At 69.5% G+C, this 14,454-nt stretch carries 16 protein-coding genes; 8 read left to right on the forward strand and 8 right to left on the reverse strand.

Annotated elements, in window-relative coordinates; genetic code table 11:
- Positions 1–36: 36 nt before the first annotated feature.
- The gene (locus tag AC0VY3_RS33235) at positions 37–441 is read left to right on the forward strand and encodes a GntR family transcriptional regulator (protein ID WP_475551779.1); all 405 of its coding nucleotides are present in this window, start codon (positions 37–39) and stop codon (positions 439–441) included.
- A gap of 23 nt (positions 442–464) precedes the next feature.
- On the opposite strand, the gene AC0VY3_RS33240 is transcribed toward AC0VY3_RS33235, so the two are convergent.
- The 3 genes from AC0VY3_RS33240 to AC0VY3_RS33250 all read right to left on the reverse strand — a co-directional run bounded on the left by AC0VY3_RS33240 (position 465) and on the right by AC0VY3_RS33250 (position 3,051).
- Positions 465–698 (reverse strand): hypothetical protein, encoded by a 234-nt coding sequence (locus AC0VY3_RS33240; RefSeq protein WP_475551287.1) that lies wholly within the window; start codon positions 696–698, stop codon positions 465–467.
- On the reverse strand, positions 695–2,578 hold the full coding sequence (locus tag AC0VY3_RS33245) for a serine/threonine-protein kinase (protein ID WP_475551288.1): 1,884 nt from the start codon (positions 2,576–2,578) through the stop codon (positions 695–697). Before AC0VY3_RS33245 ends, AC0VY3_RS33240 begins: the two co-directional genes overlap by 4 nt.
- A 71-nt stretch (positions 2,579–2,649) precedes the next feature.
- Complete coding sequence (locus AC0VY3_RS33250; RefSeq protein WP_475551289.1) at positions 2,650–3,051, reverse strand: hypothetical protein; 402 nt, start codon at positions 3,049–3,051, stop codon at positions 2,650–2,652.
- A gap of 126 nt (positions 3,052–3,177) precedes the next feature.
- Here AC0VY3_RS33250 and AC0VY3_RS33255 point away from each other — a divergent pair, with 126 nt between their 5' ends.
- The 3 genes from AC0VY3_RS33255 to AC0VY3_RS33265 all read left to right on the forward strand — a co-directional run bounded on the left by AC0VY3_RS33255 (position 3,178) and on the right by AC0VY3_RS33265 (position 4,756).
- Complete coding sequence (locus tag AC0VY3_RS33255) at positions 3,178–3,765, forward strand: class IV adenylate cyclase (protein WP_475551290.1); 588 nt, start codon at positions 3,178–3,180, stop codon at positions 3,763–3,765.
- A 19-nt stretch (positions 3,766–3,784) separates the two neighbouring features.
- Positions 3,785–4,159 carry a hypothetical protein gene (locus AC0VY3_RS33260; protein ID WP_475551291.1) on the forward strand — a complete coding sequence of 125 codons (375 nt, stop codon included), beginning with the start codon at positions 3,785–3,787 and terminating at the stop codon, positions 4,157–4,159.
- A gap of 183 nt (positions 4,160–4,342) precedes the next feature.
- The gene (locus AC0VY3_RS33265; RefSeq protein WP_475551292.1) at positions 4,343–4,756 is read left to right on the forward strand and encodes an NUDIX hydrolase; all 414 of its coding nucleotides are present in this window, start codon (positions 4,343–4,345) and stop codon (positions 4,754–4,756) included.
- 104 nt (positions 4,757–4,860) lie between these two features.
- Here the strand turns inward: AC0VY3_RS33265 and AC0VY3_RS33270 are convergent, their stop codons facing one another.
- The 5 genes from AC0VY3_RS33270 to AC0VY3_RS33290 all read right to left on the reverse strand — a co-directional run bounded on the left by AC0VY3_RS33270 (position 4,861) and on the right by AC0VY3_RS33290 (position 10,490).
- Positions 4,861–6,573 carry a relaxase/mobilization nuclease domain-containing protein gene (locus AC0VY3_RS33270; RefSeq protein ID WP_475551293.1) on the reverse strand — a complete coding sequence of 571 codons (1,713 nt, stop codon included), beginning with the start codon at positions 6,571–6,573 and terminating at the stop codon, positions 4,861–4,863.
- Positions 6,570–7,130: a MobC family plasmid mobilization relaxosome protein gene (locus tag AC0VY3_RS33275; RefSeq protein WP_355158710.1), complete on the reverse strand. Its 561-nt coding sequence runs from the start codon at positions 7,128–7,130 to the stop codon at positions 6,570–6,572. The genes AC0VY3_RS33270 and AC0VY3_RS33275 overlap by 4 nt, the downstream gene beginning before the upstream one ends.
- A 324-nt stretch (positions 7,131–7,454) precedes the next feature.
- Positions 7,455–8,309, reverse strand: coding sequence for a DUF2637 domain-containing protein (locus AC0VY3_RS33280; protein ID WP_475551294.1), 855 nt, complete (start codon positions 8,307–8,309; stop codon positions 7,455–7,457).
- A 418-nt stretch (positions 8,310–8,727) separates the two neighbouring features.
- On the reverse strand, positions 8,728–10,026 hold the full coding sequence (locus AC0VY3_RS33285) for a DUF3631 domain-containing protein (RefSeq protein WP_475551295.1): 1,299 nt from the start codon (positions 10,024–10,026) through the stop codon (positions 8,728–8,730).
- Between the two features lie 233 nt (positions 10,027–10,259).
- Complete coding sequence (locus tag AC0VY3_RS33290) at positions 10,260–10,490, reverse strand: hypothetical protein (protein ID WP_037630553.1); 231 nt, start codon at positions 10,488–10,490, stop codon at positions 10,260–10,262.
- 94 nt (positions 10,491–10,584) lie between these two features.
- Between AC0VY3_RS33290 and AC0VY3_RS33295 the strand changes: the two genes are divergently transcribed.
- The 4 genes from AC0VY3_RS33295 (at position 10,585) to AC0VY3_RS33310 (ending at position 14,170) form a co-directional block, all read left to right on the forward strand.
- Positions 10,585–11,286, forward strand: coding sequence for a helix-turn-helix domain-containing protein (locus AC0VY3_RS33295; protein ID WP_475551296.1), 702 nt, complete (start codon positions 10,585–10,587; stop codon positions 11,284–11,286).
- Positions 11,283–12,944 carry a site-specific integrase gene (locus AC0VY3_RS33300; protein ID WP_475551297.1) on the forward strand — a complete coding sequence of 554 codons (1,662 nt, stop codon included), beginning with the start codon at positions 11,283–11,285 and terminating at the stop codon, positions 12,942–12,944. Before AC0VY3_RS33295 ends, AC0VY3_RS33300 begins: the two co-directional genes overlap by 4 nt.
- Before the next feature lie 552 nt (positions 12,945–13,496).
- Positions 13,497–13,751, forward strand: coding sequence for a type II toxin-antitoxin system VapB family antitoxin (locus AC0VY3_RS33305; protein WP_360455758.1), 255 nt, complete (start codon positions 13,497–13,499; stop codon positions 13,749–13,751).
- Positions 13,751–14,170: a PIN domain nuclease gene (locus AC0VY3_RS33310; protein WP_360455755.1), complete on the forward strand. Its 420-nt coding sequence runs from the start codon at positions 13,751–13,753 to the stop codon at positions 14,168–14,170. Before AC0VY3_RS33305 ends, AC0VY3_RS33310 begins: the two co-directional genes overlap by 1 nt.
- Positions 14,171–14,454 lie beyond the last annotated feature (284 nt).

The raw sequence follows: 14,454 nt of genomic DNA on the forward strand, positions 1-14,454 counted from the left end.
GCCCCCCTACGTAAAGTGTCGGCAATCGAGCGGAAGGTGAAGTCCGTGGTCGTGTTCCGCATCGACCGGCGCAGTGGAGTGGCGACCTATCTCCAGATCGTCCGGCAGGTCGAGCAGGCGCTGCGCATGGGCGCGCTGGAGGAGGGCGACCGGCTGCCCACCGCGGCCCAGGTCGCCGCGACCACGAAGGTCAACCCCAACACGACCCTCAAGGCCTACCGCGAACTGGAACGCATGGGCCTCGCCGAAGTGCGCCAGGGTGCGGGCACGTTCATCACCCGCACCCTGGCGCAGCCCCAGTCCGGCCCCGACTCACCGCTGCGCGCCGCGCTCGCCGACTGGCTGGTCCAGGCCCGTACCGAAGGCCTCACCGGCCAGGACGTCACGGCCCTGTTCCACGCGGCGTTCGAGAACGCGTACCCGGGCGAGACCGCGGACTGATCCGGCCCGGGTTTCCGCCCCGCTCAGGCGCGGTTGTAGCGGTAGCCGCTGCCGTGGGCGGGGCCGACGTCGTGGAGGATGCCGGACCCGGCGACGGTGAAGAACGAGGGGTCGGTGTCGCGGCACATACCGGTGGAACGGGCCTGGTCCACCACGGCCGTACCGACGTTGATCCGTTGTCCGCCGTCCGCCACGGAGCCGAGCTTCGCCGTGTACTCGCAGTGCCCCGAGCCCTGTACGTCGGCGATGAGGGTCACCGCCGACTGCCCGGGCGACACCCGCCGGATGACCACGGTGTGCGGCTGGAGTGCGTCGTACTGGGACGCGATGGACCAGGTCCCGACGAAGTGCTGCGGCACCCGGCCGTCCGGGGCGGGGTCCGGGTCCGCGGCGGGCGGCTTCGCGGCGCCTCCGGACCCGCCCGAGGCGGACGAACCGGCCCCTCCCTGCGCGCCGCCTCCGCCGGAGGCGCCGGACCCCTCGTCCCCGGACGATCCCCCGCCGGAAGCGGAGCCGTCGCCGCTTCCGGCGCCCTGCCCGCCACCGGCGTCACCGCCCTGGTCCCCGTCGTCGCCGTTCCTCTTCTCCTTCTCCTTCTCCCTCTCCTCCACCTTGTCCTTGGCCTTCTCTTCCTCACTGCCCTTGTCGTCCTCGTCGTCGCCCTTCCCGGAGGGCGAGGCCGTGGCACCGGCGGCGGGCGGGGCGGTGGACTCTCCGCCCCGGGCGCGCCGCCGCCGGGACCGCGGGTGAGGAAGGCCGTGGTCCCACCGGCGACCAGAACGGCGACCACGGCGGCCGCGACGACCCAGGCCCGCCGACGGCTACGCCGTGGCCCGCCGGCGACCGGCGCGGCGACCGGAACAGCCGCGGCGGCACCGGCCGGTTCGGGGCTCGGCCCGGCTGCCGCATCCGGTGATTCCGGTGCAGGTGCCGACTCGGATGCGGATGCGGATGCCGGCCGCAGATCGACCGTGCCGAGGTCACGAGGAGCGGATACGGGAGCGGGGCCAGGGCCGGGCCCTGGACCAGCAGCAGGCTCCGCGCCCTCGGCCTCCGTTACGTCCCCGGCCTCCGGTGCGCCCTCGGCTTCCGGTACGCCCTCGGCCCCCGGCACATCCGCAGCGGCCGGCGAGACCGGACCCTCCGGCTCGTCCGCACCCTCAGCGACATCCGGGGCGTCCGGCACCTCCGCGTCGAGCAGCAGGGCCGACTGCTGCGCCAGCCGGGCCAGGAGTACCGGCGGCAGCCACGCGCCGCGCGCGACATCCGAGGACTGCTCGGGCGTCAGACTCTCCAACAGAGCCTCCACGCCGGGACGTTCGGCCGGGTCCTTGGTCAGGCAGCGTTCGATCAGTGCGCGCAAGAGTGCGTCGGACACCGTGGTGAGGTCCGGCGGGGACTGGACGATCCGGAACATCACGGCGTGCTGGTTGCTCACGCCCGCGCCGAACGGCAGCTGCCCGGTGGCCGCGTACATCAGCACACAGCCGAGCGAGAAGACGTCCGCGCCGGGGCCGGTCTCCTCGCCGAGGATCTGCTCGGGCGCCATGAAACCGGGCGAGCCGATGACCATGCCCGTACTGGTCAACAGCGATTCCACCGAGACCTGGAGCGCGCGGGCGATGCCGAAGTCGATGACACGGGGGCCGTCGACGGTGAGCAGCACGTTGGACGGTTTCAGGTCGCGGTGGACGATCCCGGCCGCGTGAATGCCCCGCAGCGCCCTCAACAGCCCTTCGGCCAGGGCGTTCACCGAGGCGGCGGGCAGCGGGCCGTGTTCCCGTACGGCCTGCTCCAGAGAGGGGCCTGGCACATAGCCGGTGGCCACCCACGGCTGCTCGGCGTCGGGGCCGGCGTCGAGCACGGGGGCGGTGTAGCGCCCGCCGACCCGGCGGGCCGCCTCGATCTCCCGGCGGAAACGGGCCCGGAACTCCCCGTTCGCGATGTGCTCCTCGTGCACCACCTTCACGGCCACGGTGCGCCCGCCCGCCGAACGGGCCAGATACACCCGGCCCATCCCGCCCGCACCGAGCCGGCCGAGCAACGGATAGGGCCCGATCCGCACCGGATCACCGGCCACGAGCGGCCGTATGCCCTCCATCGCCGTGTACCGCCCGCTGTCCTTGCCCTTGCCCATGCTGAACCGATCCCCCGATGGCCTTATCCCGTGCGGTCGTTGACGCCCGCTCAGGATAGGCCGGAGACCGGTCACGCAAGGCGGCGAGCGTCGTCGCACACCGACGGAGAAGCCGCCGTGGCGGCCGTGAGCTCAGTCCTCGGCACCGTGTTCAGCGACCCTCCGGTCCCGGAGAGGGCAACCGGTACGGGGACCCTGTCGGCGATGGCGGCAGTTCTGAGCACGCCTGCCTGGTCGCCCGGGACCTGCAGTGCGACGCGGTCTGGACGAGCTGCTCGTGGCACTACAGTGCCAACCACCACCGCCCGCTCGGCGAGTTCGTCGACCGCATGCGGCGCCTGGTCCGCCCGGCCGGTGTATTTGGCGCGGAGTTCATGATGCCCGTCGAAAGACGGCACCACATGATCGAGCACTACACCTCCCCGGAACGCCTTCGCCCCCCACTTCATCGGCGACTGGGAAGTCCTGCTCACCCTGCGCACCACCGAGTTCACCGAGCGGCCCCACGTCGGCCAGCTGCACGACCACACCCACCGCATGGGCCTGCTGCTCGCGGCCCGGACGTCCACCCTCACCGACCACTTCTGAGAGAAGGCCCCATGAAGCACGAGTACGAGGCAAAGTTCCTGGCCGTGGACGTCGCCGACGTCCAGACCAAGCTGAGCGCCCTCGGTGCCGTCCAGGCGTTCCCCCGCACTCTCCTCACCCGCAAGATCTTCGAGAACGACTCCCTTGACGGCGGGGCCTGGATTCGGCTGCGGGACGAGGGCACCCGCTCGACGCTCACCCTCAAGCAGGTCACCGACGCCACGACGATCGACGGCACCAAGGAGATCGAAACCGAGGTCACCGACCTGCACGCCATGGCCGACATCCTGCGCCGGGTCGGCCTCACCGAGGTCCGGTACCAGGAGAACTACCGCGAGGAATGGCGCCTGGGCGAGGTCGCCTTCGACTTCGACAGCTGGCCGGACCTTCCCACCTTTCTGGAGATCGAAGGACCCGACGAGGCGTCGGTGCGCCAGGCCGCCGCGCTGCTGGACCTCGACTACTCCGAGGCCCGGTTCGGCAGCGTAGACGAGATCTACAAGAGCGAGTCCAGCCGCGACATCCTCGTCGAGCCCACGCTCCTGTTCTCCGAAGCCGAGAAGCAGAAAGACGCTTCTCCTGCGACTCAGGACCGTTGATCACGGAGGGAGACGAGCGATGCTGACGGAAGTCGCCCTACAGCACAGGGTGATCCCCGGGATCGCCGAGTTCGCCCGAGGAGGACTGCCCTCACCTGCGGCCACCGACGACGGCAACGAGTGGGTCGACGGACTCTGCTGGCTCTACTGCGGACAGCGGTGGACGCGCGTCCTGTGGATCGGCCCCGCCAGAGTCGCCGGGGCCCAAGCCCCGATGTACGCGTGCGGCGCCTGCATCGGCGAGCTGCAGGAACGGGTCTGGCAATCCTTCTTCAACGAGAACCGCCCTGCCGGCTCCAGCCAGCCAAGCGAATCCGCCGAGGTGGGGCAGTCGACCTCCGGCAAGAGAACCGGCAAGCATCGGGGCCAGAGCAGGCTCTTCCGCCGCAGTTAAGCCCCCGCCCCGTTCACGCTGGCGCCCGCTGTCCCCCGCAGCGAGAGCCCGTGGCCGGGGCGGGTCCTTGGCGTGCGCGCCTTCGACGGAAGCTCCGAGACGAACGGTCTGACAACGCAGCGACCGTTTCACGTCCACCCATACGGTCTTCCCACCCATCCTGGACCTCTTGGAGGAGCAGTCGTGACGCAGCAGACCATGGACGAGCGGCCGGGCATCGCCGCCGCCATCGTCGTTCACGAGGGCCGCGTGCTCATGGTCCGCCGCCGGGTGAGCGAGGGGCAACTCTCCTGGCAGTTCCCCGCCGGAGAGGTCGAGCCCGGCGAGGAACGTGAGGCCGCCGCCGTACGGGAAACCCAGGAGGAGACAGGGCTGACCGTCGAGGCGGTCAAGCTGCTCGGCGAGCGCGTTCACCCCAAGACAGGCCGCCTCATGTCCTACACCGCGTGCCAGATCCTGGGCGGCACAGCTCACGTCGCCGATACCGAGGAGCTTGCCGAGCTTGCCTGGGTATCCCATGGCGACATCCCGGAGTACGTGCCGTACGGGCTGTTCGAGCCGGTGCAGGACTACCTCGACGGGACCTTGTCCGCGTAGGCCGCTCCAAGTTCCGGCGGGGAACTGCGGGAGAGCACCAGGCTCCACGACCTACTGGATCTTGCCTGGATGCAGGACTTCCGAGCCAAGGAACGCCTCTTGCCTCACAGACGTGGACGGTGCTTCTGTTCGGCCGGGACCGCCGACCGTGCGGGCTCAGCCACACCGGCCGACAGTGCAGTCGCGGACAGTCGCATGGTCGTAGTCCTGCGAGCCGCTTCGGCGCGGGGGTTGGGTGCGGGGTTACGGCTGGTGTGCTGGATGCGGGTGATCAGGACGCGGGCGGGTTGGCGAGCGGTGGTGAGTTCGCGCTGAGCGGCGGCTTCCATGAGGAGCTGGTGGGGTTTGTGGCCGCCGGCTTCGGCGTCGGCGAGGACGGTGGCGAGGGCCGGCCAGGCGGGGTCGGTGAGGATGCGGTCGGCGTGGTCGGGGACGGCGGCCCGGACGTCATGGGCCAGGGTTCGGCGGGCATGGTCGCTCGGCTGACGAGCGGCGAGGCTATCGATGACCGGGACGAGGGCGTGGTCGGCGGCGGTGTGTAGTTGGTGCAGGGCCTGACGGGCGGCTTCGGCCTGGTGGGCGTGGTTCTTCGCCTCGTGCCAGCGGGCGGCGACGATCGTGGCCCAGACGAGGGCGGCGAGCAGGGCGGCGAAGGCGCTGCCGTCGGGGCCGGTGGCGGTGTGGGCGATGTCGCGGGTCGCGCGGCGCAGGGTACGGGCGGCTTGGTGCTCGGCTCGGATCTGGGAGCGCTGGGCGCGGGCGAATGTCCTTGCTGCGGTTCGCAGTTCGGCTCGGGAGTGGTCAGGTGCTTTCTGTGCGGTGGCTTCGATGAGTTCGCCGAGCGCTGTGATGTGGGCCTGGGCGTGGGTGTCGTCGGTCATGCCCTGGTGGAGGGTGTCGAGGGCGTCGGTGGCTTGGTGCCAGGGGGTGGTGGGGCGCTGTCGGCGTGCGGTGGGGTGTTCTTCGGATGCGGTGGTTTCCAGGCGGGCCTTGAGCTTGGGGAGGGTGAGGTCAGGGGCGATCCTTCCGCCGGGGTGGAAGATCTGTTTCCCGTTCTTGTTGAGGTCGCCGGGGCGGCCGGCGGCGTAGCCGAGGAGGTCTCCGGACGGTCCGCGGCGGGGTTTGATCGCGATGCCGTCGGCTTCGAGGTAGGCGAGGAGTTCCTCGGCGTTGCTGGCGTGGGGGATGGCGGCGCGGATGCGGTCCTGGAGCCAGTCGCCGCTGGTCTGCTCCCAGCCGAGGCGTTGGGCCTTGTGTATCTCTGCCTGCCTGGGGCGCTTTCCGGCGGTGCGGTCGCCCTTCTTGAGTTGGCGCAGGCCGTAGTCGGTCTCGATCTGGCGGCAGGCATCGCCGACACGGATACCGCTGCCGTGGAGCTTGGGGCAGCGGCCGTCTTCGCGGACGGTGGTGGCGAGGATGTGGATGTGGTCGTCCGCGTGGCGCACCGCGATCCAGCGGCAGCCGAGGTCGTCGCCGGGCGGGACGATGCCTGCGGCTTCGACGATGCGCTGGGCGATGTCGGCCCACTCGGCATCGGAGAGGTGCCGGTCCTCGGGGGCTGCGCGGACGGGGCAGTGCCAGACGTGGTCGGTGATCTTCTTCCCGAACTCGCTGTTCCGGAGGTGCACGGGTTCGTCCAGGTGGTGGGCGAGCTGGGTGAGGGTGGCGTCCGGGTTCCGGCCGGGGTCGGGCATGCCGAGCATCGCGAAGCCGGCGACGATGTGCGGGTCGAGGTGCTCGTCTTGGCGGCCGGGGCCGTAGAGGTAGGCGAGCAGGCCACGGGTGTTGGCTCCGGCCGGTTTGATGGCGGCTATCACGCGGCCTTCTCCTTCTCCGCCTCGGCGGGTTCACACAGGGCCCCGGCGAGCAGGTCCAGCAGGTGGTGCAGCTCGTCGAGACGGTCACGTACGTCGGGCGGGGTGAGGTCGCTGTTGAGGGCGCGGGCAATCTGGTTGACGTTGACGCCGATCCGGTTGAGCTCGCGCAGCACCTGAGCGCGGAACATGTGGGTGCGGCGGCGGTCCTCGGACAGCGGCAGGTTCGCCGTGAACCGACCGGTGATGAAGGCGAGGGCAATGTCCGCGGTGAAGCCGGATTCCCCTTTGTAGCCGTGCTCGGCTGCTGCCTCCTGGAGCGCGGCGTGCTCGTCGCCGGTGAAGCGCAGCGGTCCGACACGGACGGTCCGCTTGGTGCCGGTGAAGCGGCGAATCGTCGGCTGCACGCTCTGCGGTGCTCGTTCGCCGGCCGTCGGTTCGGTGGCATGTGCTGGGCGAAGGATCTGCTGCTGGACGGCGTGGAGCTCGTCCTGGTCGGGGCCGCCCTCGGCCCCGACCTGCCGGCCAGGCGCCCCTTGGCGCTGGGCCGTCTCCGCCACCCCCGGGGCGGAGATCCCCGAAGACCGGCCTTGAGTCGGACTCGGGGTACTACTGGCTCCGCCCGGGGCCGTCCGCCAAAATGCCCGACGCAGACGGGACAGCAGCGTAGGGGGCCGTGTCGAGGCGGACGGCTCAGCGGGCGTGTCGTCAGGTAGGTGCTGGCTGTGCTGCATGGAAGATGCTCCAAATGCGGCTCGGCGGACAGGGTCACGGCGACCCGGTGGCGCGAGCCATTGCGTTGTCCACAGGTGTGGGGATCTGCGGGGCGACCGGCGGGTGCTCGGGTGACCGGAAGGGTTCCGGTCACCCGAGCACGCGAGGCGTCAACCGCCGGAGACCTTGACGCCAGCGGCTTCGAGTTCCGGCCGGAGCGACTCCATGACTTCGGTCTGCCGCGCGCTTCCGATCGTCAGATTCCGTTCTTTCACGGCAGCTCGCAGCAGGTCACGCGTGAGTTTGCCGTGCTGACGACCGGCGGCCCGACCGATGGCCTCCAGTTCCGCGATGGTCGCCTTCGGAGGACGGCCGCCAACTGGTTTGGCCTCTGGCACCGAGGACGTAAATTCCGTCCGCTCCTCGCCAGAAACTTGCGGATCCTCGGCGGCAGCGTCCTGCCATCGACCCTCACCGTGCTCACCGACCGGCCGGTTCCGCACAGCTACGGAGCCGATACCGGATGGGGCATCGGTTGGTGCCACAAGCTGGTGGATCTGTCGCATCAGCACGCCGAACGCGACCATCGCGGCGGCCGGAGGGACGGCAGCGACCACGTAGTCGAGGAGCGGAACGCTGCGTCCGTTGTCCGCGCCGCTGACCCCAGCGACGTTCAGTGCGATAGAGCCGACCGATCCGGCAGCGGTCACGGCGACCGCCCAGAGGTCGGTCGTACGCCGGAGCGCAGCACGCAGCATGAGCAGTTCGCCGGCGACGATGAACGCGTCCAAGGTGGCAGGCCAAGCCCACCGGCGGATGGGGGATGCGCCGAGCCCGTGCTGGCCGGCGACATCGGCGAGGTGCGCGTAGGACAGCCAGAACGCTCCGGCTGTCAGGGCCACGATGACGATGCCGGCCGCGCCGAGCGCGAGCTGTTCTGCGTCGGCACGCTTCGGTCGCTGCTCTTCGGCTGGGACGTCATCTCGGGTCTGCGGCGATGACGTGGTGAGGGGCGGGGCGGTCAAGCGGGAATCTCCTTGGGGGTAGTGGGTGAGGGGCGTCTTTGCCGTCTTGTGCGTTGCACGTGCAGGTCAGCGCGGTACGGCAGCGCGCCGGACGTGCCGTCTTGGCAGAAGCTCTGGCGTCTTGTCCCGACTCGGGACAGGGGTGAGGCGGATCCGCCCCGGCTCGTGTCCGAGCGCCTGCATCCGCTGGGACGGCCGGTCGCGGCAGCCGTCCCAGCGAGCAGGACTGTGACCTGCTGCGATACGGCGAAGACGCCTGGGACGGGGCAAGACGGATCTGGACGCCGTGCCCCTGCTGGCTGCACGTGCTCAGGCGCGTGCGCTGCCGTCTTGCCCTCGGCTGCCGTCTTGCTGATGTGGGCCCTGACCTGCACGATCACGGCAGGGACGGCAAGTACGGCAACCAGGGAGGTGGGGGTCAGCTTTCGCCGCGACGAGCGTCGACCGGGTGGACGGTCGGGCAGTAGCGCCGCCAGGCGTCCAGGAACTTGTTGCGCGTGTAGCCCTTGCGCTGAGTCCGGTCGGCCATGCGCACGTTGCCGGGCCGGATGTCGTAGTCGCGCAGCATCCCGCTGAGCTCCCGGGAGGTCAGGCCGTAGCGTCCACGCTCTCCCCACGGGGCTTCGGCGTCCGCGTTCAGGTGGTGCAGGAGGTCTTCGGTGGAGAGGCTGTCCGCCTCCCGCTGCGCGAAGAAGACCCGTCGGATGTCAGCGAGGATGCGCGCCCCACTCGGGTGGTCCTCCTCGGCCGCCACCTCGGCCGCGACCATCCGTGCGCACGCGATCCGCGCGAGCCGTGGCCAGCGGCCGCCGGCCAGGTCCGCAACGATCACAAGAGGCTCCCAGGTGTCGGCGGCTCGATCCTCGACCGGCATCTCCGGCTCCAGGCTCGCAGCGTCCTCCAGTAGCGGGAGGGCCCAGGCGCGGATACGGTCGCGCAGTTCGTGCAGAGCGGGGATGCCGCGTCGCGAGCGGAAGGGTTTGACCTTCTCGCCCTCGGCCCTGCGGCGCATGCGGATGACGACGGATCGATCCATGACGGTGTCCGGCAGGTCACCGATGCCCGCGATGGCCGCCATGGCGAAGGTGGCGAACTTGTGCGGGGTGTGGTCGTTGCCAACGACCCGGGTGACGTACCGGCCGCGCTGGTGGCCGGCGTTGAGGAGGCCGCGTGTCTCCTCGTTCTTCTCCGCGACCTTGGGGCCGAAGATGGTGTCGGCCTCGTCCACCAGCAGCGTCGGCGGCTCCTCCTCGTTGATCGAGCGGAAGATGGCCGCTGGTGTGGTGTTGATGGTGAGCATCGGCTCGTGGACCGTTTCGGTCAGCACGTCCAGGAGCCGGGACTTCCCGCACCGCTTCGCAGGTCCCACCACTGCCAGCCGTGGGGCGTGCTGCCAGGCGGGCTGGAGCTGCGTCGCCGCCACCCACAGGGTGGTCGCGTCCAGCGCCTCGGGAGAGGGCAGAATCACGAACTGGGCTATTTGGGAGCGCAGTTCGTCCAGCAGATCCGAGCCTGGCGTCGGCTCCGCGTCGGGAATGGTCTCCAGGCTCCTTGCCGGATCCGCCTCGCTGCCGCCAGCCGGACCATCGTGCATCTCCGCTGTGGCATAGGCGGCCTGGGCCGGACCCAGATGAGCGCCGGGCTGCCCGGGGATGGCAGTGGCGGGCCATCCCGCTCGGGCGGGGGTGGAATAGGAGTCGGGATTCTCGGGTTGCACTGGGCGGCTCCTCGTCTGGCGGTGTCGGGCTTGCACGCCCTTGCCGCCGGGTCGGATCTCACGGGATTGCTGGGGAGTCCTGGAGCCTCCGGCGTTGGACCGCCGGAGGCTCTCCCTCTTCTCGCGGGGGTTTCGGTACCGCGAGCGACCACGGACAGTACGTCCACGCCGTGCCACAGTCCAGCGCTTCTGTGTCAGCTCAGCGCAGAAGTGCCTACGGCGCATCAGGTGCCTCATGCGGCCAGCCCCAGCAAGGCCAACAGGTCTGCGGTCACCACCCGGTAGGCGTTCCCGAGCCTGAGCACCTTGCACGGGTACTGGCCGCGCTTGGCCAGCTCGTAGCCCTTGCTCCGGCCGAGCCCCAGCGCGCGGTTACCCGTCTCCAGGTCAACGGCCGCCGGGAGCCCCAGAAGCTCCTCGCGACTCATCCCCTTCGCCCCTCCGGCGTCTTCGTTCTGGCGCATGCGCACTCCATCCATGACTGAGCCCACGGCGAACGCGACCTCCGCGCCCGTCTCCAGGTCTTGGAATCAACGCTAAGCGAGCTAATGTGTCTGCATGACACAACGCCGGAGTCACCATGGATCGAGCAAGGCCGACGACGAGGACGACGTCCCGGAGTGGGTGGACCAGGTCATGGCCACCGTGGCCGCCGAGGTCCGCAGACGACGGAAGGAACTGGGATGGAGCGCACAGGACTTGGCCGACAGATGCGCGGAGATCGACCATCCGATCCCCCGCAACGTCATCGCCAACATGGAGTCCGGACGCCGCTCCAACCTGCCCTTGGTCGACGTCATGGTGCTGGCCGAAGCACTGAACACCCCACCCATCTGCCTGCTCTATCCCGTGGGCTACATCGAGGACGTGCAGCGGCTCCCGCTCCAGGACTCCACTTCCACTCTGGATGCGCTGCGCTGGTTCACCGGAGAGGAGACCGATCTCGGCGCGGACGACGACATGCTCCGCTACTTCCGAGCCCATCACGCCGCCCAGGAGCGGCTTCGAAGTGCGCGACGCGACGAGGAGTACGCGCGCTACCACGCCCAGACCGCCCCGAATGCCGACCGGAAGGCCGAGGCCCTCCGCTCCCAGGCCCGTGCCGCCGAGACGGCCGACGACGCCGAAGACCGCCTGCGCAGAGTTCGCGCCTTCATCGAGGAAGAGGGCGTCACGCCCCCGTTCCTGTGGCCCGACCTGGCCGACGTAATCGACTCATCCGGGAGCGATCCCGAAACCCGCGAGGAGAATGATCTTTGAAGGGCTCCACCTATCGCCGCTGCTCCTGCCGCGACCCGAGGACCGGCAGGGAACTCGGCACCTCCTGCCCCAAGCGCAACAGCAGGAACCACTGCACCTACTCCGTACGCCAGGAGCTCTCACCCCGCGAGGACGGCAGCCGCCGCTCCTTCGCCCGTGGCGGGTACGCGAGTCTCAAGGCCGCCCAGGCCGACCTCGACCGCGTACGCGCCCTCCTCGGGCTCGCCGACTCGGACGACCCCGAGGGCACCGAACTGCTCGCCGAGATGCTGGCCGAGGTAAGTCGAGAGCGGTCACCTCTGCCCGAGGTCGAGGAGACGCGGCGGCGCCTCAACTCCGGTCAGGACCTCATCGGAAGCCTGACCGTCGCCGAATGGCTCGACCGGTGGCTGGCCGGCAAGCGCATACGCAAATCCGGCCTCAACCGCTACGAGACCGACATCCGCGTCCACCTGAAGCCGCGCATCGGCAACCGGCGCCTGGACCGGCTGCGCGTCAGCCACCTCAGCGAGATGTTCACCGACATCCGCGAGGCCAACGCCCAGATCCTGGAGGACAACGCCCAGCGAAGGGCCGCACTCGACGAGTTGGCGACGGTGCCGTGGAAGGGCGTCGGAAACCGGGCTCGTCGCAAGGCGATGAAGGCCGCGATCGACGAGATGCCGCCCTTCAGGCGTGTCACCGGACCGGCCACGCGCCTGCACGTCAAGGCCACTCTTCGTGCGGCCCTGAACGAGGCGATCGGGCAGCAGATCATCACGTTCAACCCGGCCGCCCACGTCGAGATCGACCCCGTACGCAAGCCGAAGGCGCTGGTGTGGACCGACGAGCGGGTCGCCAAATGGGAGCAGACGGGCGAGAAGCCGTCCCCCGTGATGGTCTGGACGCCCCAGCAGACCGGCGCCTTCCTCGACTTCGTCGCTGAGGACCGGCTGTACGCGATGTGGCACCTCATCGCCTTCCGCGGCCTCCGCCGTGGCGAGGCGTGCGGCCAGCCGTGGTCGGAGACGAACCTCGACACCCACTCCCTCACCGTCTCCTCTCAACTCGTCCAGGACGGCTGGGAGGTGGAGGCGTCCGACCCCAAGACCGACAGCGGCTCCCGCGTCGTTGCCCTCGACGACGACACGGTCGACGTCCTGAAGCACCACCGCGAACGGCAGGAAACGGCCCGCGAGAAGTGGGGCACTGCCTGGGTCGAGACCGGCCACGTCTTCACCCAGGAAGACGGCTCCTGGCTCCACCCCGGCAAGGTGACCGACCTCTTCGAGCGCCTCGTCGCCGCCTCCGGCCTCCCGCCGATCCGCCTACACGACCTGCGGCACGGCGCGGCCACCCTCATGCTCGCCGCCGACATCGACATCAAGATCGTGTCGGACACCCTCGGGCACAGCGACACCCGGATCACGCGCGACATCTGCCAAAGCGTCCTCCCCCACGTGGGGAAGAGCGCCGCCGAGGCGACCGCGAAGCTCGTCCCCCTCCAGCGCAAGGCCGAGGCCGCGAAGGCCGCGCGCAAGGCCGCGAAGAAGGAGAAGGCCAGGAAGGCTGCGGCCAAGGAGGCCGACGCTGGCAAGGGCGGCAAGCCGAAGGAAGACCAGGCGAAAGCCCAGGCCAAGGCCGCCAAGAAGGCCACACGCCGCAAGCCCAAGAAGTAGGTCCCGAGCGGCTCCGCTCACGCATCGCTCACGCAAGCAACGTCACGGCAACTCGGCCGTGTGACCCGCCATGCCCCGAGCAACAGAAAACCCCAGGTCACGGGCTATGTGACCTGGGGTTTTTCTGAGCCGCCTTCGGGATTCGAACCCGAGACCTACGCATTACGAGACCGCGAGCGATCGTGCTGAGTGGTGCCCCGCCATGCTGCCCGGTGACGTTTTGTCTGATCAAAGCATGTGCTGCGAGTTGACCTATGCCACCCCGTGATGCACGGTCCAAAGGCGTCTGTCCACCGGCTGTCCACCGGCGGGGCCGCCCGATCAGCTACCCATCGCCCGCCGCATCCATTCTGGCGAGACTCCCGACATGGGCAGAGCCTGCCATGAGGACGACTGTCCGTCTCCTACAAGGGGCGATCCCGGCGACAGCGCCACACGCAGCCAGGCGCCGAGGCCTCATCCACAACGACAGCCCCCCTCAAAACGATATCTACCATCGGCGATCGATGCTATCGTTTTCATGGCAGAAGCATTCGCGAAGGGACCATTCGCATGGCCAGAACCGTCATCGACCTCGACGAAGACATGGTCACCGAGGCCATGCGCATCTTCGGCACCAAGACCAAGGCCAAAGCTGTCCGCCTCGCCATGGAGGACGCCGTCAAGAGGCACCTGCGACAGGAGGGCTTCGACGCCATCGAGGCCGGTGAGCTCGACTTCAGCGAGATCGTCGAGAACACCGGCCCCCGCAATGCCGATGGCTCCCTCCAGCGCACCGGTAACCGCGCCGGAGGCCGGGCCGCCTGATGCAGGACAGCTACCTGATCGACAAGTCCGCCCTCGCCCGCTGGACGAAGCCGAGCGTCAAGGAGGTGCTCAAGCCTCTGCACGAGCGCTACCTCCTCGCCGTATCCCAGCCCACCGAGTTCGAGATGATCCACTCAGCACGGGACAGCTCGGAAGCAACACGGATCAGCACGTGGCTCCACGCCTTCGACTACCTCCGCACCGACGACGACATCTTCACCCGCGCTCTCGAGATCCAGCGCCTTGCCCTCAACTCAGGCTTCCACCGCGCTCTGTCCCTCCCCGATCTGTTGATCGCCGCCACAGCGGAACTGAACCGGCGAACGGTCCTCCACTACGACGGGGACTTCGACATGATCGCCTCCCTCACCGGCCAACCCACCGAATGGGTCGTCCCGCCCGGCAGCGCCGACCGATGAGGATGCCAGCCTTCCTCACCTCCGATGAGTTGTCTGGTGCCCCCATCGAATGGTCGCTGGGGAGTTCGGCAGCCGGCCTGCGTCAGCGCACTGGTCACCCTGTACAGCCCAGCTGTGTGGAGCCCTGCAGGTCCTGGGCTGGACCCGCCGGGGTAGGCCTCGTCGAACCGGCCCTCGCCATCTTCTTCCTGGCGCCGATCGCAAGCGCCCTCCTCCGCCTGTTCCACCTCTGCTCGGGACGGCGACCAAGCCCGTCGCCACCGGCCTGACGCTCCGTATCCGCC

The organism is Streptomyces sp. iso_384 (genome assembly GCF_056172905.1).